This is a genomic window from Bacillus gaemokensis, assembly GCF_001590835.1.
GTDB lineage: Bacteria > Bacillota > Bacilli > Bacillales > Bacillaceae_G > Bacillus_A > Bacillus_A gaemokensis.
Map to the genome: position 1 here is coordinate 26,462 of NZ_LTAQ01000045.1, position 23,669 is coordinate 50,130.

At 36.7% G+C, this 23,669-nt stretch carries 26 protein-coding genes and 2 other annotated features; of the genes, 11 read left to right on the forward strand and 15 right to left on the reverse strand.

The features are described 5' to 3' along the window. Positions 1 to 124: 124 nt before the first annotated feature. Positions 125 to 904, reverse strand: a complete 780-nt coding sequence (locus AZF08_RS21505) for a zinc ribbon domain-containing protein (protein WP_033677883.1) — start codon at positions 902 to 904, stop codon at positions 125 to 127. Between the two features lie 197 nt (positions 905 to 1,101). Here AZF08_RS21505 and AZF08_RS21510 point away from each other — a divergent pair, with 197 nt between their 5' ends. Next, positions 1,102 to 1,935, forward strand: coding sequence for a hypothetical protein (locus tag AZF08_RS21510; RefSeq protein WP_033677885.1), 834 nt, complete (start codon positions 1,102 to 1,104; stop codon positions 1,933 to 1,935). A gap of 14 nt (positions 1,936 to 1,949) precedes the next feature. On the opposite strand, the gene AZF08_RS21515 is transcribed toward AZF08_RS21510, so the two are convergent. Continuing rightward, on the reverse strand, positions 1,950 to 2,630 hold the full coding sequence (locus AZF08_RS21515) for a DUF2278 family protein (protein WP_033677887.1): 681 nt from the start codon (positions 2,628 to 2,630) through the stop codon (positions 1,950 to 1,952). A gap of 101 nt (positions 2,631 to 2,731) precedes the next feature. Continuing rightward, complete coding sequence (locus AZF08_RS21520; protein ID WP_033677889.1) at positions 2,732 to 4,228, reverse strand: L-lactate permease; 1,497 nt, start codon at positions 4,226 to 4,228, stop codon at positions 2,732 to 2,734. A gap of 163 nt (positions 4,229 to 4,391) precedes the next feature. On the opposite strand from AZF08_RS21520, the gene AZF08_RS21525 reads away from it, so the two are divergent. After that, positions 4,392 to 4,955 carry a DUF4240 domain-containing protein gene (locus tag AZF08_RS21525; protein ID WP_033677891.1) on the forward strand — a complete coding sequence of 188 codons (564 nt, stop codon included), beginning with the start codon at positions 4,392 to 4,394 and terminating at the stop codon, positions 4,953 to 4,955. A 242-nt stretch (positions 4,956 to 5,197) separates the two neighbouring features. Here the strand turns inward: AZF08_RS21525 and trpA are convergent, their stop codons facing one another. Genes trpA through trpE form a run of 7 tightly spaced genes read right to left on the reverse strand, consistent with a single transcriptional unit; the run spans position 5,198 to position 11,550 of the window. Continuing rightward, positions 5,198 to 5,959 carry a tryptophan synthase subunit alpha gene (gene trpA, locus AZF08_RS21530; protein WP_033677893.1) on the reverse strand — a complete coding sequence of 254 codons (762 nt, stop codon included), beginning with the start codon at positions 5,957 to 5,959 and terminating at the stop codon, positions 5,198 to 5,200. A 3-nt stretch (positions 5,960 to 5,962) separates the two neighbouring features. Next, positions 5,963 to 7,156, reverse strand: coding sequence for a tryptophan synthase subunit beta (gene trpB, locus AZF08_RS21535; RefSeq protein WP_033677895.1), 1,194 nt, complete (start codon positions 7,154 to 7,156; stop codon positions 5,963 to 5,965). After that, positions 7,153 to 7,767: a phosphoribosylanthranilate isomerase gene (locus AZF08_RS21540; RefSeq protein ID WP_033677896.1), complete on the reverse strand. Its 615-nt coding sequence runs from the start codon at positions 7,765 to 7,767 to the stop codon at positions 7,153 to 7,155. Before AZF08_RS21540 ends, trpB begins: the two co-directional genes overlap by 4 nt. After that, entirely contained in the window at positions 7,764 to 8,525 is a 762-nt protein-coding gene (gene trpC, locus AZF08_RS21545; RefSeq protein ID WP_033677898.1) for an indole-3-glycerol phosphate synthase TrpC, read from the reverse strand. The genes AZF08_RS21540 and trpC overlap by 4 nt, the downstream gene beginning before the upstream one ends. Further along, positions 8,526 to 9,551, reverse strand: a complete 1,026-nt coding sequence (gene trpD, locus AZF08_RS21550) for an anthranilate phosphoribosyltransferase (RefSeq protein WP_033677899.1) — start codon at positions 9,549 to 9,551, stop codon at positions 8,526 to 8,528. It lies immediately after the preceding gene. Next, the gene (locus AZF08_RS21555) at positions 9,548 to 10,135 is read right to left on the reverse strand and encodes an aminodeoxychorismate/anthranilate synthase component II (protein ID WP_033677901.1); all 588 of its coding nucleotides are present in this window, start codon (positions 10,133 to 10,135) and stop codon (positions 9,548 to 9,550) included. The genes trpD and AZF08_RS21555 overlap by 4 nt, the downstream gene beginning before the upstream one ends. Beyond that, positions 10,132 to 11,550, reverse strand: coding sequence for an anthranilate synthase component I (trpE, locus tag AZF08_RS21560; RefSeq protein ID WP_033677903.1), 1,419 nt, complete (start codon positions 11,548 to 11,550; stop codon positions 10,132 to 10,134). Before trpE ends, AZF08_RS21555 begins: the two co-directional genes overlap by 4 nt. Positions 11,551 to 11,601: 51 nt before the next feature. Beyond that, positions 11,602 to 11,843, reverse strand: a binding site (T-box leader). Positions 11,844 to 11,982: 139 nt separating this feature from the next. Then, positions 11,983 to 12,221: a binding site (T-box leader), on the reverse strand. A gap of 306 nt (positions 12,222 to 12,527) precedes the next feature. Here trpE and putP point away from each other — a divergent pair. Together putP and AZF08_RS21570 are read left to right on the forward strand one after the other, a co-directional pair. Beyond that, on the forward strand, positions 12,528 to 13,994 hold the full coding sequence (gene putP, locus AZF08_RS21565; RefSeq protein ID WP_033677905.1) for a sodium/proline symporter PutP: 1,467 nt from the start codon (positions 12,528 to 12,530) through the stop codon (positions 13,992 to 13,994). A gap of 178 nt (positions 13,995 to 14,172) precedes the next feature. Beyond that, complete coding sequence (locus AZF08_RS21570) at positions 14,173 to 14,571, forward strand: Ig-like domain-containing protein (protein WP_033677907.1); 399 nt, start codon at positions 14,173 to 14,175, stop codon at positions 14,569 to 14,571. 26 nt (positions 14,572 to 14,597) lie between these two features. Here AZF08_RS21570 and AZF08_RS21575 read toward each other — a convergent pair whose 3' ends face one another. After that, positions 14,598 to 14,969 carry a PH domain-containing protein gene (locus AZF08_RS21575; protein WP_033677909.1) on the reverse strand — a complete coding sequence of 124 codons (372 nt, stop codon included), beginning with the start codon at positions 14,967 to 14,969 and terminating at the stop codon, positions 14,598 to 14,600. 164 nt (positions 14,970 to 15,133) lie between these two features. Next, positions 15,134 to 16,045 carry a DMT family transporter gene (locus tag AZF08_RS21580; protein WP_033677911.1) on the reverse strand — a complete coding sequence of 304 codons (912 nt, stop codon included), beginning with the start codon at positions 16,043 to 16,045 and terminating at the stop codon, positions 15,134 to 15,136. A 204-nt stretch (positions 16,046 to 16,249) separates the two neighbouring features. Between AZF08_RS21580 and AZF08_RS21585 the strand changes: the two genes are divergently transcribed. The 6 genes from AZF08_RS21585 (at position 16,250) to exsF (ending at position 21,486) form a co-directional block, all read left to right on the forward strand. Further along, positions 16,250 to 16,981, forward strand: coding sequence for an alpha/beta hydrolase (locus AZF08_RS21585; RefSeq protein WP_033677913.1), 732 nt, complete (start codon positions 16,250 to 16,252; stop codon positions 16,979 to 16,981). A 92-nt stretch (positions 16,982 to 17,073) separates the two neighbouring features. After that, positions 17,074 to 17,592 carry a YjcG family protein gene (locus AZF08_RS21590; RefSeq protein ID WP_033677915.1) on the forward strand — a complete coding sequence of 173 codons (519 nt, stop codon included), beginning with the start codon at positions 17,074 to 17,076 and terminating at the stop codon, positions 17,590 to 17,592. Between the two features lies 1 nt (position 17,593). Further along, complete coding sequence (locus AZF08_RS21595) at positions 17,594 to 18,016, forward strand: GNAT family N-acetyltransferase (RefSeq protein WP_033677917.1); 423 nt, start codon at positions 17,594 to 17,596, stop codon at positions 18,014 to 18,016. 101 nt (positions 18,017 to 18,117) lie between these two features. Beyond that, positions 18,118 to 20,181, forward strand: a complete 2,064-nt coding sequence (locus AZF08_RS21600; RefSeq protein ID WP_033677919.1) for an ATP-dependent helicase — start codon at positions 18,118 to 18,120, stop codon at positions 20,179 to 20,181. Positions 20,182 to 20,344: 163 nt separating this feature from the next. Beyond that, positions 20,345 to 20,812 (forward strand): CotY/CotZ family spore coat protein, encoded by a 468-nt coding sequence (locus AZF08_RS21605; RefSeq protein ID WP_033677921.1) that lies wholly within the window; start codon positions 20,345 to 20,347, stop codon positions 20,810 to 20,812. Positions 20,813 to 20,982: 170 nt separating this feature from the next. Next, on the forward strand, positions 20,983 to 21,486 hold the full coding sequence (exsF, locus tag AZF08_RS21610) for an exosporium protein ExsF (RefSeq protein ID WP_033677922.1): 504 nt from the start codon (positions 20,983 to 20,985) through the stop codon (positions 21,484 to 21,486). Between the two features lie 180 nt (positions 21,487 to 21,666). Here the strand turns inward: exsF and AZF08_RS21615 are convergent, their stop codons facing one another. Then, a complete protein-coding gene (locus AZF08_RS21615) occupies positions 21,667 to 21,861 on the reverse strand; it encodes a hypothetical protein (protein ID WP_033677923.1) in 195 nt (64 codons plus the stop codon). A 100-nt stretch (positions 21,862 to 21,961) separates the two neighbouring features. Continuing rightward, on the reverse strand, positions 21,962 to 22,321 hold the full coding sequence (locus AZF08_RS21620) for a DUF1360 domain-containing protein (RefSeq protein ID WP_033677924.1): 360 nt from the start codon (positions 22,319 to 22,321) through the stop codon (positions 21,962 to 21,964). Positions 22,322 to 22,443: 122 nt separating this feature from the next. Here AZF08_RS21620 and AZF08_RS21625 point away from each other — a divergent pair, with 122 nt between their 5' ends. After that, the gene (locus tag AZF08_RS21625) at positions 22,444 to 22,896 is read left to right on the forward strand and encodes a CotY/CotZ family spore coat protein (RefSeq protein ID WP_063177371.1); all 453 of its coding nucleotides are present in this window, start codon (positions 22,444 to 22,446) and stop codon (positions 22,894 to 22,896) included. Positions 22,897 to 22,951: 55 nt separating this feature from the next. Here AZF08_RS21625 and AZF08_RS21630 read toward each other — a convergent pair whose 3' ends face one another. Next, entirely contained in the window at positions 22,952 to 23,434 is a 483-nt protein-coding gene (locus AZF08_RS21630) for a CotO family spore coat protein (protein WP_033673795.1), read from the reverse strand. Positions 23,435 to 23,669 lie beyond the last annotated feature (235 nt).

A 23,669-nucleotide genomic window follows, 5' to 3' on the forward strand; every position in this document is an offset into this window, starting at 1 on the left:
TAGCTATTCTTTCGACTTTATAAAAGTTTCTCGTTTATTTACTATCTGCTGATTTTCTTCTTTTCTCGCCCCACACTTTGTACAAACATTCATCTATTTAGCTACCTTTTCATTAGAAGTTTGCTCAACCTCTAGCTAAGGTATCAAATATTGTTTTGATATAAGACCAAAGTACAATCCAACTTACAATTGAAATGCAAATATTTGCGATAATAAGTGTATAAACTGGATCTAATCCACCTCGATCTAACTTTGATATTGAAACAATTGTACAAATAGTCATCCACGTCACAGCAAAACCTAAAAATATTGGCGCTAGAAAACTTAACAAAAAGCTAAATAGCAGCGCAATAATGAGTATAGCGACAACTGGTGTTGAAACTGTTCCCCATACTCCTAATGCTTCTAAAAAGGAAAAAGATGATTTCATCAACTTACCACTTACAAAGACAATAAATCCAATAAAGAGAAATAAAATTAATAAAAAGAAAAAGACCTTAACTGATTCTCCAAAAAAAGAGGGTGTTTCTTCAGGTACAAATCCAGTACGACTTATCATACTCGTTGCAATCGATGCGGCCCCGCTCATTATTCGGTAAAAAACACAAGCTAAAAAAAAGCAAATGAGAACAAGACTTGTAATCCCATTTCTTACCTCGATATGTCCACTTTTCATAATTGCCGACGGAGATTTTAATGCATTCTTACAAAACTGAAAGTAGCCACTTGCAAATTGTTTGGCCTGCTCTACCGTTTCATTCAAACGACTCGCCTGAACTGATGATGATGATTGAGACAATTGCTGTTCATCTTGTTCTACAACTGGCTCCGCTATCTGATGCCCACAATTACCACAAAATTTCGCTTCATCTGTATTCTCCACGTTGCACTTTGGACATGTCATTCTCTCATCCCCTTTAGCATGTATCTTGTAGGCTATTACAGATTCAATATATGTACGAGGAGGCAAAACATGACTCCAAGAGAGGGATCATATATTTCTTATCTTTCCAATAACTAAATTTTTATTCACCGTTGACAAAATGCTATTATATAGAGAACACTTTATTTTATTACAACAAATAGATGGGACGAAAAATTATGGAGCTAGCATACTCACTTTTTCATATATTCATTACAAGTTTGGTACAATTATTTTCTTTAATCGGTATCATTATTTTGGTTGGTTTTTTATTAGGATATTTAGAAACTCTTACACGAACATATTGGACGAGAGCTTTTGGTAGAAAAGGCTTCCTTTTATCAGCATGGATCGGCGTTCCCATTCATGAATTGGGACATGCTGTTATGTGCGTATTATTCCGGCATCAAATTGTAGCAATTCAATTGTTCCCAACCAATACAAATAACGGTTATTTAGGCTATGTAAAACATCAATATAACCCCAAAAGTATCTATCAAAGAATAGGAAATTTCTTCATTGGGATTGCTCCTATTTTCTCAGGAATGATCGTATTAATACTGTCAATGTATTATTTTGTTCCGCAATCCTTCTCATTATTTATAAACAATCTTGAGATAAACACCCAATCTCCTTCTATAAATATAGAAGTGATACAAAATATTTTTTTATCATCCATGCTCTTAGTAAAAAGTCTTTTTACCATTAGCAACTTATCCACTCCTTCTTTTTGGCTTTTTCTTTTTATTGCAATTTGCATCTCTACACATATCGCCTTGAGTAAACCAGATATTGAAGGTTCATTAGATGGATTGATTACGATATTCATATTCCTTTTTCTTTTTAATACAATAGCAGGATTTTTTCACTATGATAGTAACCAGCTAATCGGAAATCTAGTGAAATACAATACGTACTTACTCGCTTTCTCTAGCGTAGCTCTACTATTTTCATGTATCGCTGTATTCATTAGCTTTATTTGTTATCAAATAAAAACAGCTAGTTCAAAATGAACTAGCTGTTTTTATTAATCCTTCTTATAATTACACTGCTCCACAGGAACACGAGCATGTCCCTCTTCATCTGTACACCAAGACTGCGATTGAAACGCGAGGAAAATTCCAATCCATTGCTGTTTTTTCTCAAAGTGAATGAATATCCCGCCATCTTGCCACACACCATCATCATTTTCCCACTTCTCCACATTCCCTTGATTCATGTGAATATCATGTATACCATTACCCGGTTTAAAATGAAAATATCGATCTGGTGTATTATTCTCTGGACCCCATCGTTCTCCAAATGCATAAATAATTGCCTTTTCCTCTATTGCCCGTTTTATATAATATTCTATTTTTTCATTTAAATCATTGTTAGCTCCCGATTTTTCTGGTGGCAAAGGAATCATCTGTTTCGAATCAAATAAATTTCCCCTCACATAATCTAAAGCCACCCTTGGTTCATTATTTTTCACTTCCGTAAAACCAAAAGGTAATGTTGATAAAATCGTAATGGCTTCCGACCCAATGTTCTCACTTGCAAAATATAATACTTCTGATGGATAACTTTGTGACTTTACATTAACTGCAATGCGGTAGTCTACTCCCGCTTCATCTTGCAAATGAACTTGATAATGAGGTGTTTTCCCTTTTCCAATCATAGATTGTATTGCTGTGCCTTTTAAGACGCCGTAGTTTTTTAAGGGCATACAGTTCATCTCCTATTCATTTAATCGAAGCTTCTACTCCATTATAAATTATCCAGTGACAAACAAAAATCCTCCTAACGCAGAGGATTCTCTCAAATATTTCATTGCAATACATACCACACAACTACCTCCACAACTACAATCAACACCGCTCCAAAAATCATAAGCGTCGTCTTCTTTAACAATTCATTCTCCCGAAACGGAATGTTACATAAATAGGCACCTAGTGTAATCCGTGATGGGCAGGCAATCGTCGCTACAGAAGACGCTGTATTTTGAAGGGTTGTAACATATTGCCACGGAAGCCCTACATTCTGTGCTGTTTGCATTTGAAGTTTAATAAACATGGCATTCGACCCTGCATTACTTCCCGTTAAAAAACCACCAATTGCACCAATGAATGGGGCAACAAAGACAAATAGCATTCCAAATGTTTGCCCAGCTGCTTCAGCTAATAATGTATGCATCCCTGCAGCACCCATTAATTCTGAAATGGCAATGAACATTGTTGTTGTAATAGCAAATGGTATCCATTGTTTTATCGTTTGAGATAAAGATTGTTTCATAATAGTAGAAGGAACACGGAAGAAAATAATAGTAAATAGACATGTGATACCTAGCCAAAAACCTGGTGAATACAATAATTCTAGTTTGTAAGAGTATGCCTTTAAATCAAGAACAGCATAAGATTGCAACATATTATGTAACGATGGAATTAAACGAGAGAGCAAAATACAAACAGTTAAAAATAAGTAGGGACTTATAATTTTCATAATGGGAACTTCTCTCTCTACAGTTGCGGCATGTTCCGATAAAACTTCCTTGCCTTGCCTCGCTGTCATTTTAATGATGAGAAATCCAAATGTAATTGTAACGATTGAACTTAAAATCCCAGCCAATTCAACACTTACATATGCATTAGAAAGATAGATTGATAAAGAGAATAAGAGAAAGAAGCCGACTGCTTCCTTCCATTTTTTCTTAACCGCTTGCCAACCACCAACTACATACAAAGAGAGTATGACAAAGTATGCGAATATAGGAACACTCAATAGCGCTGTACTGGAACCTAAATTTACTAACGGCATATTGATAAGCTGCGAACCAATAATTGTTCCGGTTGCCATCGCTCCCCATGAACTCGCTAATAATCCAATAAACGACAGTAAAACAGCTTGAAACGATTTATAACCGAGCGAAAGAAAAATAGGAGCTGCCACCATAAAACCGATTCCAAATCCACTTACTGATTCAATAAGTGGACAAATCCCAAAGCACATGAAAAGCATTTGCAATAACCGATCATGTGTAACCTGTTCCATAAACCTGGCAACTTGATCAATGTACCCCATTTTATTCATGAGGTGAAATAATAGGATACCAAAGAACAAAACATATCCAACAATAAAACAAATTAAACCGCCTTTAATGGTTGCATGTACTACCTCCCCGATTTGCAAGCGAAACATTGGCGTTAGTAAAACGATTCCACTACATACAACATAGGAAATCAATGAAGCTTTCAAAGATGTTTGCTTAAACACAAATAAACAGATAAAAATCATCATAATCGGAATAAGAGCCAACAATATTGCCATACCATCATCTCATTTCTAAAAAGATACAATTGCATCTATTATATAACAGATAGCGAAATATTCAATTAATTTTATAACAGTTTTTTAACTATTCTTTATCTGATGAACTATTAAAAAAATGCTACACTACTAAAAACTACCTATCTTAAAAGGAGCGATACAAATAAACAAAGAACAATTTTGGCAACTTATTTCAGAAATGAAGGAAAAAGACGAAACGAGTGAATGGCTAGTTGAGCAATTAGCTTCACGATCCGCAAGCGAAATTGCAGACTATGAAATTCATTTCCAAACTGCGTTGGAACAGTCTTATACATCCTCTCTATGGGCAGCTGCTTATATTATTTTAGGTGGTTGTTCTGATGATTCATTTGATTATTTTAGGGGTTGGCTCATTGCATGTGGACAAGAAGTGTTTGAATCCGCTGTGCAAAATCCGGACAATCTAGCAAACTTAATTCCTTCTTATTATGAAGAAGAAGAAATTATTCCAGAATTTGAAGAACTGTTAAATACCGGGCTTGAAGCTTTCACTTTAAAAGAAACAGGAGATATAGAATGGGACGACAAGGTGTGGGACAAATTTTCATCATTACTCGATGAAAAAGGGTATGAACCATTTGAACAAGAACTAGAATTTGATTGGGAAGAAGATGATGAGGATGGATTAGCAGAACGTTTCCCAAAACTCTGGGAACGTTTTGGTGAAAATCCTCTATTTTATTAACTGAAAAAAGAGGCTCATCCTCTTTCCAGAGTGCTGGGAAACAGGAGCTAGCAGACCTCTTTTTGTCGTTATTTGTCGGAACGCCGATATATTCAAAAAATCGCCGATATATTTGAAGAAACGGTCGATATATTTAAATTTTCGCCGATATAATTTCATTTACTATTTTTCTATCAATCTACTCTATTGCTAATTCTTTTTTTAACAACATCAAGAAAAGCTGCCTGAACAGGCAGCCTTTCTTATTTCACCGCAGCAATTAACTCACAAATTTCCTCTTGCTTTTCTTTTTCTAACAGCTCAATTACTTTACTTCCTACAACAACCCCATCGCATACAGTAATCATGTCTTCTATTTGTTCTACCCTTGATATTCCAAATCCAGCAACAACCGGAAGATGAACATGTGCCTTTACCTTTTCTAAATAGCTATGCAATTCTTGCTTAAAGTCCTGTCTAACACCAGTAACACCCGCTACTGTTACCGCGTATACAAAGCCTTGTGATTCACTCGTAATCTTTTCAATTCTTTCAATCGGACTCGTTACTGTAACAAGCGGAATCAGAGCGATATTTGCATCACGAAGAAGCGGCGCAATGATGTCTTGTTCTTCATATGGTAAATCAGGAACGATAATTCCATCCACACCAGCTTCAAGACAGCTTCTGGTAAAACGTTCTTTTCCAAATGCTAACACGGGGTTTAAATAAGTCATAAGTACAAATGGAATCTTTACTTCTTGCCTTACTTCCGCTAATGCTCCAAAGATTCCTTCGAGCGTTATTCTATTTTCTAATGCCCGCTTTCCTGCCCTTTGAATTGTGGGACCATCTGCAACTGGATCAGAAAAAGGGATACCAATTTCCACAATGCTTGCTCCCGCTTCATCTAAGAAACGAATTTGTTGCTTTAATTTTTGCAAACCGCCATCTCCGCCCATTACATAAGGGATGAATGCTTTTTTCCCATTTTGAAATGCTGCCGTAATTCTTTCTACTCCCATTCCTTACACCTCTTCCATATAACGTTTTATACTTTCAACATCTTTATCACCGCGTCCTGATAAACAAATGACAAGCCCTTCATCTTGTGTCATTGTAGGCGCTAATTTTAGTGCATACGCTACAGCATGCGAGCTTTCTAATGCCGGGATAATTCCTTCTTTTTTCGTTAGCAATTGAAAAGCATGTAGTGCTTCGTCATCTGTAATTGAGTGATAAGAAACACGGCCAATATCTTTTAGTAAACTATGTTCCGGCCCAACCCCTGGATAATCTAGTCCTGCTGAAATAGAATGTGCCTCCTGAATTTGCCCCTCCTCATTTTGAAGTAAATACATCATCGAACCGTGCAGAACGCCAACACTTCCTTTCGTTAACGTTGCTGCATGTTTCTCTGTGTGAACCCCTTTACCTGCGGCTTCCACACCGTAAAGGGCAACTTCTTCATCATGTACAAACGGATAAAACATTCCCATCGCATTACTACCACCGCCAATACAGGCAACAACTGCTTCTGGTAATTTTCCTTCTAATGCTTTATATTGCTTCTTCGTTTCATTCCCGATTACACTTTGGAAATCACGTACAATTTGCGGAAATGGATGCGGTCCAAGAACAGATCCCATAATATAGTGCGTATCATGCACGTGTGCAACCCAGTAACGAAGCGCCTCGTTTACTGCATCTTTTAACGTTCCACTCCCTGCTGCCACGCTTTCCACTTTTGCTCCTAGCAGCTCCATTCGGAAGACATTTAACTTTTGACGTTTTACATCCTCTTCTCCCATAAAAATGACACATTCTAAACCGAGCAGGGCACATACCGTCGCTGTCGCTACCCCGTGTTGTCCCGCTCCTGTTTCAGCTACAACCTTCTTCTTACCCATTCGTACTGCAAGAAGTGCCTGCCCAATTGTATTATTAATTTTATGGGCTCCCGTATGATTCAAATCTTCACGTTTTAAATAAATTTTTGCTCCCCCGCAATACTTTGTCAGGTTTTCTGCAAAATACAGTGGTGTCTCTCTTCCAACGTACGTTTGTAAATAATGTTCTAATTCTTGCTGGAACGATTCATCTTGCATTGCTTCTTTATATGCTTCTTCTAATTCTAAAACAGATTGCATGAGCGTTTCTGGAACATAACGCCCTCCGTATATCCCGTAGTGACCTTTTTCATCTGGGTATGCGTACTTCATATTGAACACTCCTTCGCTTTTATAATAAATTGCTTGATTTTCTCAGCATCTTTCTTTCCGTCTGTTTCCACCCCACTACTAACATCCACCATATACGGTCGAACCATTTTGATTGCTTTTTCCACGTTTCCAATGTGTAAACCACCAGCCAATATACTTTTTTTCCGTAAATCTTCAGGCATATGTTTAAGTAACTTCCATGAAAATGTTTTCCCATTCCCGCCCTGGAATTTACCTTTCGGACTATCAAATAAAATATAATTCGTTTCATAACCTACCATTTGTGGTATATCTTGCTCTGAATTTACTCCTACCGCCTTTATAGATGGAATATTCAATCTTCTGATATGATGATTCTCTTCCTCCCCATGCAATTGCACATGTGTTAGACCACATTCTTCTGCAATTTTCTGAATCACTTCAACTGATTCATTTACAAAAACACCAATTTTCATGACGTCCATTGGGAGCTTGGCAATGATTTTTCTTGCTTGCTCTGGAGCAATTTCTCTTTTACTTTTTGCAAATACAAATCCGATGGCATCTGCACCATATTCACAAGCTTTCTTTGCTGTTTCTAAATCGGTAATACCACAAATCTTCACTTTCATGATGTCACCTTCAGTGAATGAAAGAAATCTCCGATAGAATCTGCTGTCATAAGTGCTTCTCCAACAAGGATTCCTTTTGCCCCCGCCCCTCTCACACGTACGATATCTTCTTTCGTATGAATGCCACTCTCACTAATCCAAAGTACGTTCTCTTCATTTAATCGTTTCCCAAGCTTTTCTGTTATGCTTAAATCCACTTCAAATGTTTTGAGATTCCGATTGTTTATCCCGATGACATGTGGCTTTAACTCCATCGCTACTTCTAATTCAGCCTCATTATGCACTTCGACAATTGCTTCTAAGCCAATCTCATTTACATATTTGTATAATTCTCTTAATTTTTGCTCTGGCAATGCAGCAACGATAAGTAAAATAAGATCCGCTCCTGCTTCATACGCACGGTCAATTTGAATTTTATCGATCATAAAATCTTTACATAACAGTGGAATATTACTATGTGCTCGTGCTGTTTCTAAATCATGAAAGGCCCCTTTAAAAAACTGACCATCTGTTAAAATCGAAATAGCCCCTGCCCCGCACTCTTCATACGTTTGTACCTGCTTTGTCACATCCACATGTAGATTAATATCTCCTTTAGACGGAGAAGCGCGTTTTACTTCTGCAATGACTGTAAAATGATCTAATGCCTCTACAAGAGAATATGGTTTACGATTTGACTTCACCGGTGTATATGTTTTATACAACTCTTCTACTTCTATTTTCTTCTGCTGTACAATTGTTTCTAGAATTGTCCCCATTTAGTTCACCCTCTCTAATTTCTTATTACTAGCTACAATTAATAAGTTCAGTTTCGCTAACGCTTTTCCAGAATCAATACTATGAGCAGCCAAATGAATTCCATCTTCAATTGACTCTGCTTTTCCATTTGCAAAAAGGGCAAGGCCTGCATTTAATAGAACCGTATCACGATAGACACTCTTTTCTCCTTTCAATACTTGCATTGTAATATGTGCGTTTTCTTTTGCGTCTCCGCCTCTAATCTCTTCATTTCTCACACGTGAAAAGCCATACGTTTCCGGGGCAATACTTGCTTCTGTAATTTTGTTATCTTTCAAAATCACAACATGATTTTCCCCTTGTAGAGATGCCTCATCCAAAAATCCACTTCCATTTACAACAAGTGCTTGTTTTCTACCAAGCTTTTGCAGTACTTCTGCTACTGGCAACAACATATCTCGTTTGTATATCCCAACAAACTGGGTTTCTAAATCAATTGGATTTGTGAGAGGGCCAATTAAATTAAAGATAGTCGGTACATTTAATTCTTTTCTTATTTTCATAATCCGTCTCAGTGCAGGATGCATAGCTGGCGCAAATAGGAATGCAATTCCTACATTCTCTAACAAATAATCAATCTCTCTTGGCGTACATCCGATGTTAACACCTAGCTCTTCTAGTAGATCTGCGCTCCCTGTTTTACTAGAAACAGCGCGATTTCCGTGTTTTGCGACCTTTACACCAGCCCCTGCAAGTACGAAAGCTGATGTTGTACTAATGTTAAAAGTTTGTGCTCCATCACCGCCCGTTCCGCAATTATCCATCGCTCCTCTGATATGATTTGAAAATGGTAATGCCTTTTCACGAAGAGCACGAACGAGCCCATATATTTCTTCTGCTGTTTCACCTTTTGCCTTTAACAATGCTAAAAAGGCAGCAATTTCACTTTCTAATATATCTTCACTTAATAATAGAAGGCCTGCTTCATGCATTTCCTGTTCCGTTAAGTTTTGCCCATCAACTAATTTACGAAGGTACTTGTTCATACTCTCTCCACCTCTTTCACATTGGATAAAAATGCACGTATTAATTTTCCGCCCTCTTCAGTCGCAATTGATTCTGGATGAAACTGTAATCCAAAGAGCGGATAATAGTTATGGCGAACTGCCATAATTTCTCCGTCATCCATCGCTGTTGCCAATACATCAAAACACTGGGGTAACGTATGCTGCTCCGCTACAAGTGAATGATAACGCATAGCTGTTAATGGCTGCGTAACATATGAAAATATCGATGTCCCATTATGTTTGACACGTGATGTTTTTCCGTGCTTAATGTGTTTCGCCTGCACAATTTCTCCACCAAACGCTGAAACAATCGCCTGATGCCCTAGGCAAATCCCAAGGATGGGAATTGTTTTATAAAAACGTTGAATGACCTGAATGCAAATTCCAGCATCCTCTGGTTTTCCAGGTCCTGGAGAAAGAATAATTGCTTCTGGTTTCATCTCCTCAATCTCTTGAATCGTCACTTTATCATTACGTAAAACAACAATCTCTTCTACATATGCCCCTAACAGTTGATACAAGTTATAGGTGAATGAATCATAGTTATCAATCAGTACAATCATTTCATTACCTCCAAAAGTGCTTTCGCTTTATTTAGCGTTTCCTCGTATTCAGAAATCGGATTCGAATCGTATACAATACCTGCTCCTGCCTGCACATAAGCTTTTTCATCCTTTACAACCATCGTCCGGATCGCAAGTGCCATATCAAGATTTCCAGAAAAGGCAATGTAACCAATCGCTCCAGCATATACATTTCTTTTTTCACTTTCTAATCCATTTATAATTTCCATCGCTCTAATTTTCGGTGCCCCAGATACCGTCCCAGCTGGCAAACAATAGGCTAATGCATCGAAACAACTCATTTGTTTTCGTAATAGTCCGGAAACTTCAGATACAATATGCATTACATGTGAGTATTTCTCTACTTTCATATACTTATCTAATCCAACAGAACCAACTTCGCTCACCCGTCCAATATCATTTCGCCCTAAGTCTACAAGCATCATATGTTCTGCCCGCTCTTTCTCATTCGCCAGTAGCTCCTTCGCTATTTCCTCATCCTCCGACCTAGTCTTTCCGCGTGGTCTTGTTCCTGCAATTGGGTTTGTCATCACCTTTTCATCTCGTACAGAAAGTAAACTTTCTGGTGAGGAACCAAGTACGACATAATCTTGAAAATCAATATAAAACATGTATGGAGATGGATTCGCTATGCGAAGTTTACGATAGAGCGCAAATGCTTCACCTGTAAATTCACTTTGCAAGCGCTGTGACAATACAACTTGAAAAATATCCCCTGCCCGAATATACTCCTTTGCTTTCTCCACCATTTTGCAAAATTGTTCTTCTGTAACAGAGGATGTAAATGCTAAAGTGGACTCCGCTTCTATTACTTGCTCTTCCAATCCGTTTAACACATCATTTTTATATGCTTGTAATCTTTCATATACTTCTTCATAAGAGCTCGCATCCTCTTCCCTGCATACATATACAAACGATAATTTTTGCCTTACATGATCATACACAATAAACTCGCGGTACAGTAACATATGAACTTCTGGAATATTTACCGAATCAAGCAGTTCCTCCCCAATATCCTCATATTGCCGAATGACATCATAACCAATATATCCAATTGCTCCCCCGCAAAATGGGAATGGACTTTCTACCTCTGATGGCGCAAGCACCCTTTCTAATACTTGTAATACATTTTCTTCTATCTTTTCAGTCCTACCATTTACCGTAATTTCTATCGCCGTTCCGATACTTTTAACTTCCCCGTAAGGATCAAATCCTAAATAAGAATAGCGCCCCTTATCTTGATGAAGCTGCGAGCTTTCAAGCAAGAATTTCTTGTTTCCTTTCATACGACGGTATAACGCGATTGGCGTCACACTATCTCCTTCTTCTTCATCAATTACTAAAAATGTTTTCCCTTGTCTCTTTTGTATCATAAACTCTTCTTTTGTTATCATGCCTTTCACCTCACTCTGAAAAATAAAAAAGTCCTCTACATATCGAAATATGTAGAGGACGATAAATTTACCGTGGTACCACCTCATGTTGGATGCAAAAGCATCCCGCTTTATTCAGGTACAAATCATATACCTTATCCTTTTAACGGCGGAACCCGGGTTGCCTACTTATAATTGTTCAGCATACCTCTCGTAAGCCCATTCCGCATACGGCACCGCACCGGGTTCTCACCTATCCCCGGCTCTCTGTAACGTCTCCAATATACGTACTCTTCTTACTTAAACGATTTTACTTATTTATTTTTTATATAAGATGTTCAAAAAGTCCGGTAAAGATCGCCGTCCGATTTCTTCGCCTGCGTCGCCAATCCGATACTCCTGTAGTTCTATACTTATTTATTTTTATACACAAAAAGGGAGTACTCATCCTATAGAAAGGACGGGTACTCCCGTGGTGCCACCTTAATTCGTTACACACGTAACGCACTTTAACGTATCAAAAATTAATACGTGTCTCTTATATCGATGAGATCATGTCGCCAAAGCCTACTTCTTTCGGTTCGGTTTGGAAGCTCCGAAGGCCATTCCATATTAATTCCATACTGATTCGCACCAACCATCAGCTCTCTGACATGTTCATAATATGTACTCTTCTTCATCAACGCTTGCATTTTTTTAAGTTGAACTCATTATAATCCCTTCTTTTTTCATAAGTCAATACTTTTTGAAAATTTTTATTTATCTCTTCATTCATTATTATATTGACAAAACAACCTATTTCTATGTAAATATAATAAATACTCTATTAAAATTAATGTTTTTTGTCAGAAAATTATATATTCTAAAAATGATTTACTGTCAAAAAACGCTTACATTTCAGAAAATTCGTATTTGTATATGGATTTTCCGAAATAATCATGATAGATTATAATTATGCAAAGTTCATCAAAAGACACTACAAAAGGAAGGGGAACTACATGAGTACGCAGATATTAATTTTAACTTCTATCTCTATTTACATGCTCGGGATGCTAGTCATTGGCTATTTTGCCTATAAACGAACATCCAACTTAACAGATTACATGCTTGGCGGGCGTACACTAGGCCCCGCAGTAACCGCATTAAGTGCTGGAGCAGCCGATATGAGCGGCTGGCTATTAATGGGGTTACCCGGTGCAATGTTTAGCGTTGGATTAAGTAGTAGCTGGATTGCGATTGGCTTAACACTCGGCGCCTACGCAAACTGGATCTATGTCGCTCCTCGCTTACGTACCTACTCAGAAATTGCAAACAACTCTATTACTATTCCAGAATTTTTAGAGCATCGTTTCCATGATGCTTCTCATATGCTACGTCTTGTTTCTGGACTTGTTATTATGATCTTTTTCACATTTTATGTAGCTTCTGGATTCGTCTCAGGTGCTGTATTATTCGAAAATTCATTTGGCCTAAATTATCATGTCGGATTACTCATTGTTGGAGGCGTTGTTGTCGCCTACACATTATTTGGAGGCTTCTTAGCTGTAAGTTGGACAGACTTCGTTCAAGGAATCATCATGGTAGTTGCTCTTGTGCTTGTTCCGATTGTAACAATTATGAATGTAAATGGCCTTGGCCCAGCATTCGATACAATTAAATCTATTGACCCAGCACTATTAAATATTTTTAAAGGAACATCCGTATTAGGCATTATTTCATTATTTGCATGGGGTCTTGGTTACGTTGGACAACCCCATATTATTGTTCGCTTTATGGCCATTTCATCTGTAAAAGAGATTAAAAGTGCACGTCGAATTGGTATGGGCTGGATGATTTTTTCTGTAGCAGGAGCTATGTTTACTGGTCTTATCGGTATCGCTTACTATTCAAAAGCGGGATTAAAGCTCTCTGATCCAGAAACAATTTTCGTTGAACTAGGTAGCATTTTATTCCACCCACTGATTACTGGATTTTTATTAGCAGCTATTTTAGCAGCTATTATGAGCACAATCTCTTCTCAGCTTCTTGTTACTTCAAGCGCCATAACTGAAGACTTGTATAGAACATTCTTCAAACGTTCTGCTTCTGATCGCGAGCTTGTATTTGTCGGCCGCATGGCAGTTCTTGGCATTGCACTTATTGGATGTGCATTAGCATTTAAACAAAATGATACAATTTTAGCACTTGTTGGATATGCTTGGGCTGGATTCGGTTCTTCATTTGGACCAGTCATTTTACTAAGTTTATACTGGAAACGCATGACAAAATGGGGTGCGCTTGCTGGAATGATTGCTGGAGCTGCAACTGTTATTACGTGGACACAATTTAAATTTTTAACAAAATTCCTATACGAAATGATTCCTGGTTTCACTGTAAGTTTACTAGCGATTATCATCGTTAGTTTACTAACAAAACCTTCAAAAGAAGTTGAGAAACAGTTCGAGGAATTTGAGAAAACTGCATAACATTTTTAGAAACGAGAACCTCCGCCTTCATAATGAAAGCGGAGGTTCCTTTCTTTTAATCATTGTTCGACAATTTTCTCCTTGAAATTAACAAATTCTTTATGTTTCTTTAAATTTATCATAACACTATGCAGTTATAGTATGAGTATCGACACTTATACAGAAAGGGGACTCCAACATGTTAGCATCTTTACAACAACAAAATATAAGAAAATTTTCACCTATCACAAACACTTCTACTTCTTGTCTAAACATACAACCAAACCTACCTAAAATTTCAATTGCTCCTTCTGTTGTTTCAGTAATCGGTGTTCATATGCAAAAAAATAAATTAAAAATAAAAGTAGGACAACATGCGGAACTATCTGCATTTGTTCTACCAGTTCAAGCAACAAACCAAGAACTTATATGGACAAACATGAATCCTAACGTTGTAACAATCTGTCCAAACCAAAATAAAGTTATCCTAGCTGGAAAAAGCGCCGGACGGGCCGTTATCATCGTAACAACTGCCGAAGGAAAATTCCGCGATTTATGTATCGTTCATGTACAATCTTATATGACAAATCCAAAGTAAAAAGAGTGGTTTTATAGCTACTCTTTTTACTTTTCTATATTTTTTTCTATTTCAATTTGAGGATTTTTACTTTTTAACAAAGAGATGCATTGTAGTTTATTTTTAGGAGAAATGAGTTCTGTTTCGTATGACCCGTAAAGAATTTCAAGCCGATCAAATGATAGTGCATAAGCTACTAACGGATTTCTTGTTTTAGAAATTTTCTTTATATCTTTTATGAAAATGTGCTTTTTTACCAGACCTGATTTAATAATAATTTGTTCTTCTGTCACGATATACTTCGTTGTAAACCAGCTCCAAATGAAAAGAGCTGCGAAAGGCACAGTAAGGAATAAAAAAAAATAGTCGCTTCCTACAATGATTGGAGCAAAACATGCACCTACAACTACTATAAAGATTGGATATAACCATGCATCTTTGTAATCAAAAACTTATGATTTAATTCCACTATATATCATCTTTTTCATCGTATACACTCATAAAAAAAGTGATTCATTACACCAAATATTTAGGTATAACGAATCACCAACTCGATTACATTATTTTATTATGGGTGCAAACTTTATAATTCTTGCGTATACACCGCTTGATTCACCGAATCTTTTGAACTCCGTTTTTGCTGTTGTAATAAGAAAATAAATACACCGAACAATACGAGAATACTACCGAGGATTTGCATCATATTTAACTTTTCTCCAAGTAAGAAGAATGCGAGTATAGATGCCCCAACTGGTTCTCCTAAAATACTCATTGAAATTGTTGTCGCATTTACATAATTTAAAAGCCAATTATTGATGACGTGTGAAACTGTTGGCACGATCGCAAGTAAAAGAAAAATGCTCCAATCCCACTTCGTATAGCCCGTAAATGGCACGCGGAGTATTACGTTATAAATCGCTATAAATATACCCGCAAACGCAAACACAGTGAAACTATAAATCCAATGAGATACTTTCTTCACTGTCGTTTGACCAATAAATAAATACCCGACAACAGCAATGACACTTAAAAAGGATAATATATCTCCAAAGATTGCTTGTTCACTCAGTCCTAAATCACCCCAGCCAATACACATTACGCCTAAGATAGCAATGCCCATCGTAGCGATTGCTGAGTATGTCGTTCTTTCTTTAAACAGAAAAAAACCTCCAACTAAAGATACAATAGGCTGGAGCGCTAAAATAATCGTCGAACTTGCAACCGTTGTATATTTTAAAGATGCAAACCATAAAAGAAAATGAAGTGCTAAAAAGAAGCCAGATCCTATTAAAAATCCCCAATCCTTTATTTGAATCTTACTAAACTCTTCCCGCTTTTTCCAAACGATTGGCAGCATAATAAGTACGATAATCCATAAACGATACATACTTAAAATGGAAGACGGTGCCGAGGACATCTTTACGAAAACAGCTGCGAATGAAATAGCTATAATAGAAACGGCTAATGGTAGTGCAATTGATTTTTCTTGTTTCAAATCGAGTTCCCCCTCTCCCTGTCAAAAATCCCACTTCATTATAGCTTTTTTCTTTCATAACTTAAATACTAATTTTTTAGATTCTTCGTACCATTATGTTAAAATAGAAAGCAAAGCACCTATTAGTGAATGTTCCTTTCATTTTCACTACAGGCATCGCTCTTACAAATCAATACAGCATATTTTTATTTAGGGGGATCATACATGAATCAAGCAATAGGGAGAATTGAAGAAGTTTCATTTTATAGTACATCACTTCAAGAAGAGATTACACTTCTCGTCTATTTACCAGCCAATTACACGCCTTTGCACAAGCATTCTGTTGTAATTGCACAAGATGGAAGAGATTATTTTCAACTTGGGAAAGCGCACCGCGTAATTGAACGTCTTCGTGAAAATGAAGAGATTGACCGAACAATTATTGTCGGTATTCCATATAAAAATGTACATGATCGTAAAGAAAAATACTTTCCAAACGATGTAAAGAACGCAGCATACATTCGTTTCCTTGCCCACGAACTCGTTCCATACATTGATGAAAATTATCCAACCTATCAAATGGGAAAAGGGCGTGTATTAATTGGAGATTCCCTAGGCGGCACAGTATCTTATATGACAGCACTTCTGTATCCGCATACATTTGGTAAAGTTGTTATGCAATCACCATTTGTTGATGAAACGGTACTTCGCCTTACAAAAGACTTTACAGAACCACAAGCATTAGACATTTACCATGTGATTGGTACAGAAGAAACAAATGTGAAGAGAACAGACGGACAAACTTCTGATTTCGTAGGACCAAACCGTGAACTACATGCATTACTTATTGAAAGGAATTTCATAACACATTACGAAGAGTTTGAAGGCAATCACACTTGGAAATATTGGCAAATAGATTTACCAAAAGCATTTTCTCATATTCTATCAATTAAATAATAGGAAGCAGTATTCAGAATTATTTGATATAATAGAAAAAGAGAATTGTTTTCTCGAAATCTAACTAGACTTACAAAGGGAGGAATTGAAACATGAAACTAGGCATTGTAATTTTTCCATCAAAAATGATTCAAGATAAAGCGAACGGATTACGTAAGCGTTATGACCCACATTATGCACTGGTCCCGCCGCACATCACATTAAAAGCACCCTTTGAGGCACCAGATGAACAATTAGAAACGATTGTAAAAGAATTACATACAATCGCAAACAAAACAAATCCGTTCACCCTTCACGTTGGAAAGGTGAGCTCATTCGCACCTGTTAATAATGTTATTTATTTTAAAGTAGAAAAAACTCCTGAACTTACATTCTTAAATGAAGAGATGCATTGTGGATTCTTCAAGCAAGAGCGTGAGTACTCATTCGTACCACACTTAACAATTGGACAAAGTTTATCCGATGCAGAACATGCTGATATATTAGGCCGATTACGTATGAAAGACTTTTATTATGAGCAACCAATTGACCGTTTCCATCTTCTATACCAATTAGAAAATGAAACATGGACAGTACATGAAACATTCCATCTTGGAAAGGAGAACAACTAATTTGCAAGCACAAATCGTACAAACAGATCAGCAACTAAGAGATGCATTCTCTGTACGCAAACAAGTATTTGTTGAAGAACAACATGTATCTTCTGAAGAAGAATACGATGAATTTGAAGAAATCGCAAAGCATGTTGTCATATACGATGAAGATCTTCCTGTTGGAGCAGGACGCTTTCGCATCGTGGATGGAATCGGTAAAATGGAACGTATATGCGTTCTCGCTTCCCATCGTAAAAAAGGACTTGGAAAAATCATTATGGATGCACTCGAAGCATATGCCAGAGAAGAATCTCTATCCAAATTGAAACTCCACGCCCAAACACATGCCAAATCCTTTTATAAAAAACTTGGATATCAAACTGTTTCCGCTGTATTTATAGAAGCTGATATACCACATGTTGTTATGATAAAAGAATTATGATTTTCTAAACAGGAGGTAGCCCCCTCCTGTTTTTTACATTGCTATTTTCTTTTTCTTCCGCTAAAGTTAAATGTTGATGCTATAATTTTGAAGGTGAATATATGACTCAAGAAAAGTTTTCACAAAAATCATTAACACACGCTGGCATTCCGCAAGCGACATATCATATTCCAAAGACATCATCCCATTTAATTATGGAGAAAGATGCAGATGCAGCTTATTTCCGCGCTTTAGAACAACAAGGCGTTTATTTAAATGAAAAACAACTAGAAGCAGTGCGAACGACAGAAGGGCCCGTCCTTACATTAGCGGGAGCTGGAAGTGGAAAAACATCTGTTTTAACTACTCGCGTTGGTTATTTAGTGAACGTGAAAAAGGTTCATCCACGCAACATTTTACTGCTGACGTTTACACAAAAGGCTGCTGAAGAAATTCGCAGTCGTGTAGCGAATTTGCCTGGTATGAATCATGCTGCAAGCAGCTACGTTGTTGCGGGTACATTTCATTCCGTCTTTTTAAAGCTACTTCGTAGTCAAGGATATAATCAGCAAATTTTAGCAAATGAAAAACATAAACAAATTATGATAAAGAAAATTTTGAAAGAATTACGGTTAAAAGACGATTATGATGCTGAAACAATGTTAGCCATGATTTCGCTCGAGAAAAACAAATTAAATCGTCCAAAAGATGTACAAGCTAAAACACCGGTTGAACAAGAATTCCGTGAAGTGTACGAACGTTTCGAAGAGGTAAAGCAAAGATATAATTATATCGATTTTGACGACATTTTATTAGAAACCTTTTATATGTTAGAAAATAACGCTCCTCTATTAACACAATTACAAGAGCGTTTCCATTATATTGAAGTAGATGAGTTTCAAGACACATCGTATGCACAATATGAAATTGTAAAACTGTTATCTTCGCCAAGAAATAATTTATTTATCGCAGGTGATGATGATCAAGCTATATACGGTTGGCGTGGTGCGAGTCACCAAATCATCTTATCTTTCCCAAAAGAATTCGATAATACAACGATTATCGCTCTGAATACAAATTATCGCTCCAATCCATTTATCGTTGGTCTTGGAAACGAAGTCATTAAACTAAATCAAGAACGTTTTAATAAAGAGTTATATTCTGTGCATGAAGAAGGAATGCAGCCTTTTTATGCACGTCCTGCAACAACTCTTGATGAAGCAAATCAAATTTTACAACTCATTCAAGATAAAGTAACAAGCGGTGAACGAGCATATAAAGATTTTTGTTTACTGTACCGTACACACTCTGTAAGTCGTTCCTTACTTGATCAGCTTACGATTCATAAAGTTCCGTTTATTAAACACGGAGCAAGTCAGTCATTCTATGAACATTCTTTAATTAAGCCAGTGTTAGATCATTTACGTTTAGTATGCGAACCGTTTCGAATTGAATCTCTTTCAAACATATTGCCAACGATGTATATTGGCCGTGATGAATGCATTTCATTTATTGAACGTGAGCAATGGAAATACGGTGAAGGCCGATTCCCTTCCCTCCTCCATTTTCTATTACTGAACCCTAGCTTAAAACCATTTCAAGTAAAAAAAATCAATGAGCGCATTGATTTTATTAAATTTATAAAAGAACTAGAACCGAAAAAGGCACTAAAAGAGATTATCCACGGCAAAGGGAAATATTTAGAATACTTACAAAGCAATGATCGTTCTTCCTTTACGATGCATAAAGACATACAAGAAGAAATGCTTGAAGAACTAATGGAATCTGCAACTCGTTTTACGGATATTCCGGCCTACTTAGAATTTATTAGTAGTGCTATTCAAGGTCAAAAAGAAATGGAAGCATTAAAAACAATGCCTCAAAAGGATGCTGTTTCACTTATGTCAATTCACAATGCAAAAGGCCTTGAGTTTCCATGTGTTTTCTTACTTGGAGCAAGTGATGGCATATTACCCCATTCGTCTTCTTTAAAAGATGCGAATGACCGCGTAACAGATACTTCTGAAGCGTTAGAAGAAGAGCGACGTTTAATGTACGTCGCGATCACTCGCGCAAAAGAAGAACTGTACATTTCCTCTCCGCAATTTTTCAGAGGGAAAAAATTAGATATATCGCGCTTTTTATATATCACGCGAAAAGACTTACCTAAAAAGACATCCTCTTAATTTGGATGTCTTTTTACTTCACCTATTATGCCCCCCTCCTCATCTTAGCGTTATACGCAAATTAAAATTTCATGGTTTTATCATGAGAATTAACGTAATATCACCCATATCCCACTCATATTGTAATAGTGTATGTCAGAACTCACGATAAGGAGTGAATACAATGAGCTGCAACTGCAACGAGGATCATCATCACCATGATTTTGACTTTAACTGTGTATGTAATGTCGTTCGATTTATACATGAATTACAAGAATGCGCAACAACAACATGTGCATCCGGTTGTGAAGTTCCGTTCTTAGGAGCACACAGTGATGCAAGAGTAGCAAATACACGTCCCTTTATTTTATTCACAAAATCAGGAGATCCTTTTCAGGCATTTGCCCCTTCAGGATCTACCACTTTCTGCCAATCACCTATTTTCCGTGTAGAGAGTATAGATGATGATTGCTGCGCTGTATTACGTGTATTAACTGTATTTATTGGAGGTGAACCAGCACCACCAGGCGATAATCCCATTTGTGATTTTTTAAATGTTCCTAATGCTACATTACGTGCAACATCTTCTTGCATCACAGTTGATTTAAATTGCTTTTGTGCTATTCAATGCTTACGCGATGTATCTGTTTAAAATGACACAACTTTCTTTAAGCAACAATTGGGTGGCAGAAAACTCTGCCACCCAATTGTTGCTTAAAGAACATTAATCTTTATTTTTTTTATAAAATTAGGAACTTGTCTAGAACAAAGAACTTGTCCTTTACATTTAATAAAAGTAGAACAAATAAAGGAGTGAAAAACATGTTCTCTTCTCATTGTGATTTTGTTAAAATATGCTGTGAGCCCAAAAAAGTTACTCAACTACCTGCTTTTGGTTTTGCATTCAACGCTACTGGACCTCAATTTGCAACATTAGGAGTACCACTATTACTACCTAGCACCAATCCTAATCCAAATATTCCTGTTCCTGTAATAAATGATACTACTAGCACAGGAACTGGTATTAGAATTGAAAAAGCTGGTATTTATCAAATCAGTTATACATTAACTATCAGCCTTGATAACTTTCCTGCTGCACCAGAAGCTGCTCGTTTCTTCTTAACATTAAATACGCCAGATAATATTATTCCAGGGTCAGGAACTGCAGTCCGCTCTAACGTCATTGGTACTGGTGAAGTCGATGTTTCCAGCGGTGTAATCCTCATTAACTTAAATCCTGGTAACCTTATTCAAATTGTCCCAGTTGAAGTAATTGGCACTGTAGATGTTCGTGCTGCAGCATTAACTGTTGCACAAATTGCTTAATAAAAAAGCGGTTTTCGAAAAGAATTCTTTTTCGAAATACCGCTTTTTTATTTTTTACACTCAGCCACTATGTCACCTTTTCTAAATTCTAAAAGATGCCTCCAGCGTTACGTCCTTTCTTGCTATTTGTTTCTGTTTTACACTGCATAGTGAAAAAACACTCACGGTAACATGAGTGTTTTAACTTTCATATTTTTTTCCAACGTTTTTCTTTTTTCCACAGTTACATCCCTTTTTTTTTACAAAACCTTGTTGATTTAATTGTTCCTGTTGTTGTTGATACTCTTGTTGCTTCTGATATGCTTGTTGCTGTATTTGATACCATTGCTGAAGGTTATAAGAACTTTGTTGTGAATTGTTTCTCACAGCAAACATCTCCTCTACTGTCAATTCTGTCTATTTACTATATGAACAACTTCTTCTTTCTGTTCCCTTATCCCCCTAAACTCCGCTTTTTATAGCATAAAAACACCCTTTATTCTTCAATAAAATAACCTATTATTGTTTCAATAATTGCTGCCGCCCCTGCAATAGCCAGTAATGCTAATATAGGTTCTGCTACCTTTGGAATCCAATTATATAAAATTAGCAAAAAGGCGCTGATCCACACACCAATACACCAATAACAACTTAATAATTCTCCAATCCACTTTTGCAGTCCTGTTCCTTTCACTTTCGTATAAGTTGATACGGTTCCATCTGGCTCAGTAATTTCTAATTCTTCAATAAACGGTTTACGTAAAAAAGCAGTAATTTTATCATATGCAATAAGGCGAGTTAATCTAAATGTAGCTAGAGCGAAAATGAAAAACAAAAGCCAACTTGTAAATAACATCCTTCCACCTTCCCTTATTCGTAGCCTATTTGAAAAAAAACAGCTTCAGAGAGTGACCAATTCACCCGTGCTCCAATATCTTATTAATGTAAAATAAAAACAAAAGATAAGGAGTGACATTAATGGGTTGTGATGAAAACAAACACCATAGTTCTTCTCGTTGTGTATGCGATGTCGTAAAATTTATAAATGAATTACAAGACTGCGCAACAACAACATGTGCATCCGGTTGTGAAGTTCCGTTCTTAGGAGCACACAGTGATGTAAGAGTAGCAAATACACGTCCCTTTATTTTATTCACAAAATCTGGAGTTCCTTTCCAGGCATTTGCCCCTTCAGGATCTACCACTTCCTGCCAATCACCTATTTTCCGTGTTGAGAGTGTAGATGATGATTGCTGCGCTGTATTACGTGTATTAGCTGTATTTGTGGGAGGTGAACCAGCACCAGACGGTGATCCAATTTGTACGTTTTTAAATGTACCAAACGCTACACTACGAGCAACAAATTCCTGTATCACTGTTGATTTAAATTGTTTCTGCGCTATTCAATGTTTGCGCGATGTTTCTATTTAATAAGTAAACCTAAAAACTATTGGGTGGTAGAAAATCTTCTACCACCTTTATCTATTCAAAAGCCTAGCATATGAATAGATATTATATCTTGTATTGGTAATCTAATATCTTTCATACCATTAGGTGGCATTATAAGAACGAATCCATCTTGAGATGATACAATGGACCCCAAATAAGAAACTGTTTCCGTTTTTATCCTGCACCTTACTTTCGGAATATAATGCGGACGATTTAATAAAAACTGTATTTTCTCTTCATTATTCATCTCTTTAAAAGACTTATTTTGCGGCATTGTAGACGGTTGTTCTTCTTGCTCTATATGCTCAGGTTCATTTATTATATCTGGCTCATTTACTACATCCTGCTCCTTCACGTGACTTACAATATTTTGACTGCTATGAATTTCTTCTTGTTCGCTATGTTTCTCAAGCTTTGTGATGATTATTTGTTGCATGTGACGTGAAATATTATTAGAACCTGCCCGACCGATATATAACAACGGTTTCCCCTCTGTTGAACCTTTATTTTTATCTTTCATACTTGTCCCTCCACTTCCATAAATCATGTACTATTACAGTTATATTCATCACGCCCCAAGAACTTTCGTTAAAAATCTTTTCTTTGTTACATAGGATACATTGCTCATAAATGACAGAACAAAATAATTAAAAATAAAACTTTAATGAATACCTCTTTACATACTAAAAAAGGATAATCCCAGTATTATACTGAGATTATCCTCTATGCTTAAGCCATATATTTCTCTTTTAAAA

What these genes read in the sequence shown, in the direction of transcription:
- AZF08_RS21510 (WP_033677885.1), top strand. Translation starts at nt 1,102, where the DNA reads ATGGAGCTAGCATACTCACTTTTTCATATATTCATTACAAGTTTGGTA.
- trpB (WP_033677895.1), bottom strand. Translation starts at nt 7,156, where the DNA reads ATGAAGTACGCATACCCAGATGAAAAAGGTCACTACGGGATATACGGA.
- AZF08_RS21590 (WP_033677915.1), top strand. Translation starts at nt 17,074, where the DNA reads ATGAAACTAGGCATTGTAATTTTTCCATCAAAAATGATTCAAGATAAA.
- putP (WP_033677905.1), top strand. Translation starts at nt 12,528, where the DNA reads ATGAGTACGCAGATATTAATTTTAACTTCTATCTCTATTTACATGCTC.
- AZF08_RS21605 (WP_033677921.1), top strand. Translation starts at nt 20,345, where the DNA reads ATGAGCTGCAACTGCAACGAGGATCATCATCACCATGATTTTGACTTT.
- AZF08_RS21600 (WP_033677919.1), top strand. Translation starts at nt 18,118, where the DNA reads ATGACTCAAGAAAAGTTTTCACAAAAATCATTAACACACGCTGGCATT.
- AZF08_RS21540 (WP_033677896.1), bottom strand. Translation starts at nt 7,767, where the DNA reads ATGAAAGTGAAGATTTGTGGTATTACCGATTTAGAAACAGCAAAGAAA.
- AZF08_RS21630 (WP_033673795.1), bottom strand. Translation starts at nt 23,434, where the DNA reads ATGAAAGATAAAAATAAAGGTTCAACAGAGGGGAAACCGTTGTTATAT.
- AZF08_RS21620 (WP_033677924.1), bottom strand. Translation starts at nt 22,321, where the DNA reads ATGTTATTTACAAGTTGGCTTTTGTTTTTCATTTTCGCTCTAGCTACA.
- AZF08_RS21615 (WP_033677923.1), bottom strand. Translation starts at nt 21,861, where the DNA reads ATGTTTGCTGTGAGAAACAATTCACAACAAAGTTCTTATAACCTTCAG.
- AZF08_RS21505 (WP_033677883.1), bottom strand. Translation starts at nt 904, where the DNA reads ATGACATGTCCAAAGTGCAACGTGGAGAATACAGATGAAGCGAAATTT.
- AZF08_RS21585 (WP_033677913.1), top strand. Translation starts at nt 16,250, where the DNA reads ATGAATCAAGCAATAGGGAGAATTGAAGAAGTTTCATTTTATAGTACA.
- AZF08_RS21555 (WP_033677901.1), bottom strand. Translation starts at nt 10,135, where the DNA reads ATGATTGTACTGATTGATAACTATGATTCATTCACCTATAACTTGTAT.
- trpC (WP_033677898.1), bottom strand. Translation starts at nt 8,525, where the DNA reads ATGGGGACAATTCTAGAAACAATTGTACAGCAGAAGAAAATAGAAGTA.
- AZF08_RS21515 (WP_033677887.1), bottom strand. Translation starts at nt 2,630, where the DNA reads ATGCCCTTAAAAAACTACGGCGTCTTAAAAGGCACAGCAATACAATCT.
- trpA (WP_033677893.1), bottom strand. Translation starts at nt 5,959, where the DNA reads ATGGGAGTAGAAAGAATTACGGCAGCATTTCAAAATGGGAAAAAAGCA.
- trpE (WP_033677903.1), bottom strand. Translation starts at nt 11,550, where the DNA reads ATGATAACAAAAGAAGAGTTTATGATACAAAAGAGACAAGGGAAAACA.
- AZF08_RS21520 (WP_033677889.1), bottom strand. Translation starts at nt 4,228, where the DNA reads ATGGCAATATTGTTGGCTCTTATTCCGATTATGATGATTTTTATCTGT.
- exsF (WP_033677922.1), top strand. Translation starts at nt 20,983, where the DNA reads ATGTTCTCTTCTCATTGTGATTTTGTTAAAATATGCTGTGAGCCCAAA.
- trpD (WP_033677899.1), bottom strand. Translation starts at nt 9,551, where the DNA reads ATGAACAAGTACCTTCGTAAATTAGTTGATGGGCAAAACTTAACGGAA.
- AZF08_RS21625 (WP_063177371.1), top strand. Translation starts at nt 22,444, where the DNA reads ATGGGTTGTGATGAAAACAAACACCATAGTTCTTCTCGTTGTGTATGC.
- AZF08_RS21570 (WP_033677907.1), top strand. Translation starts at nt 14,173, where the DNA reads ATGTTAGCATCTTTACAACAACAAAATATAAGAAAATTTTCACCTATC.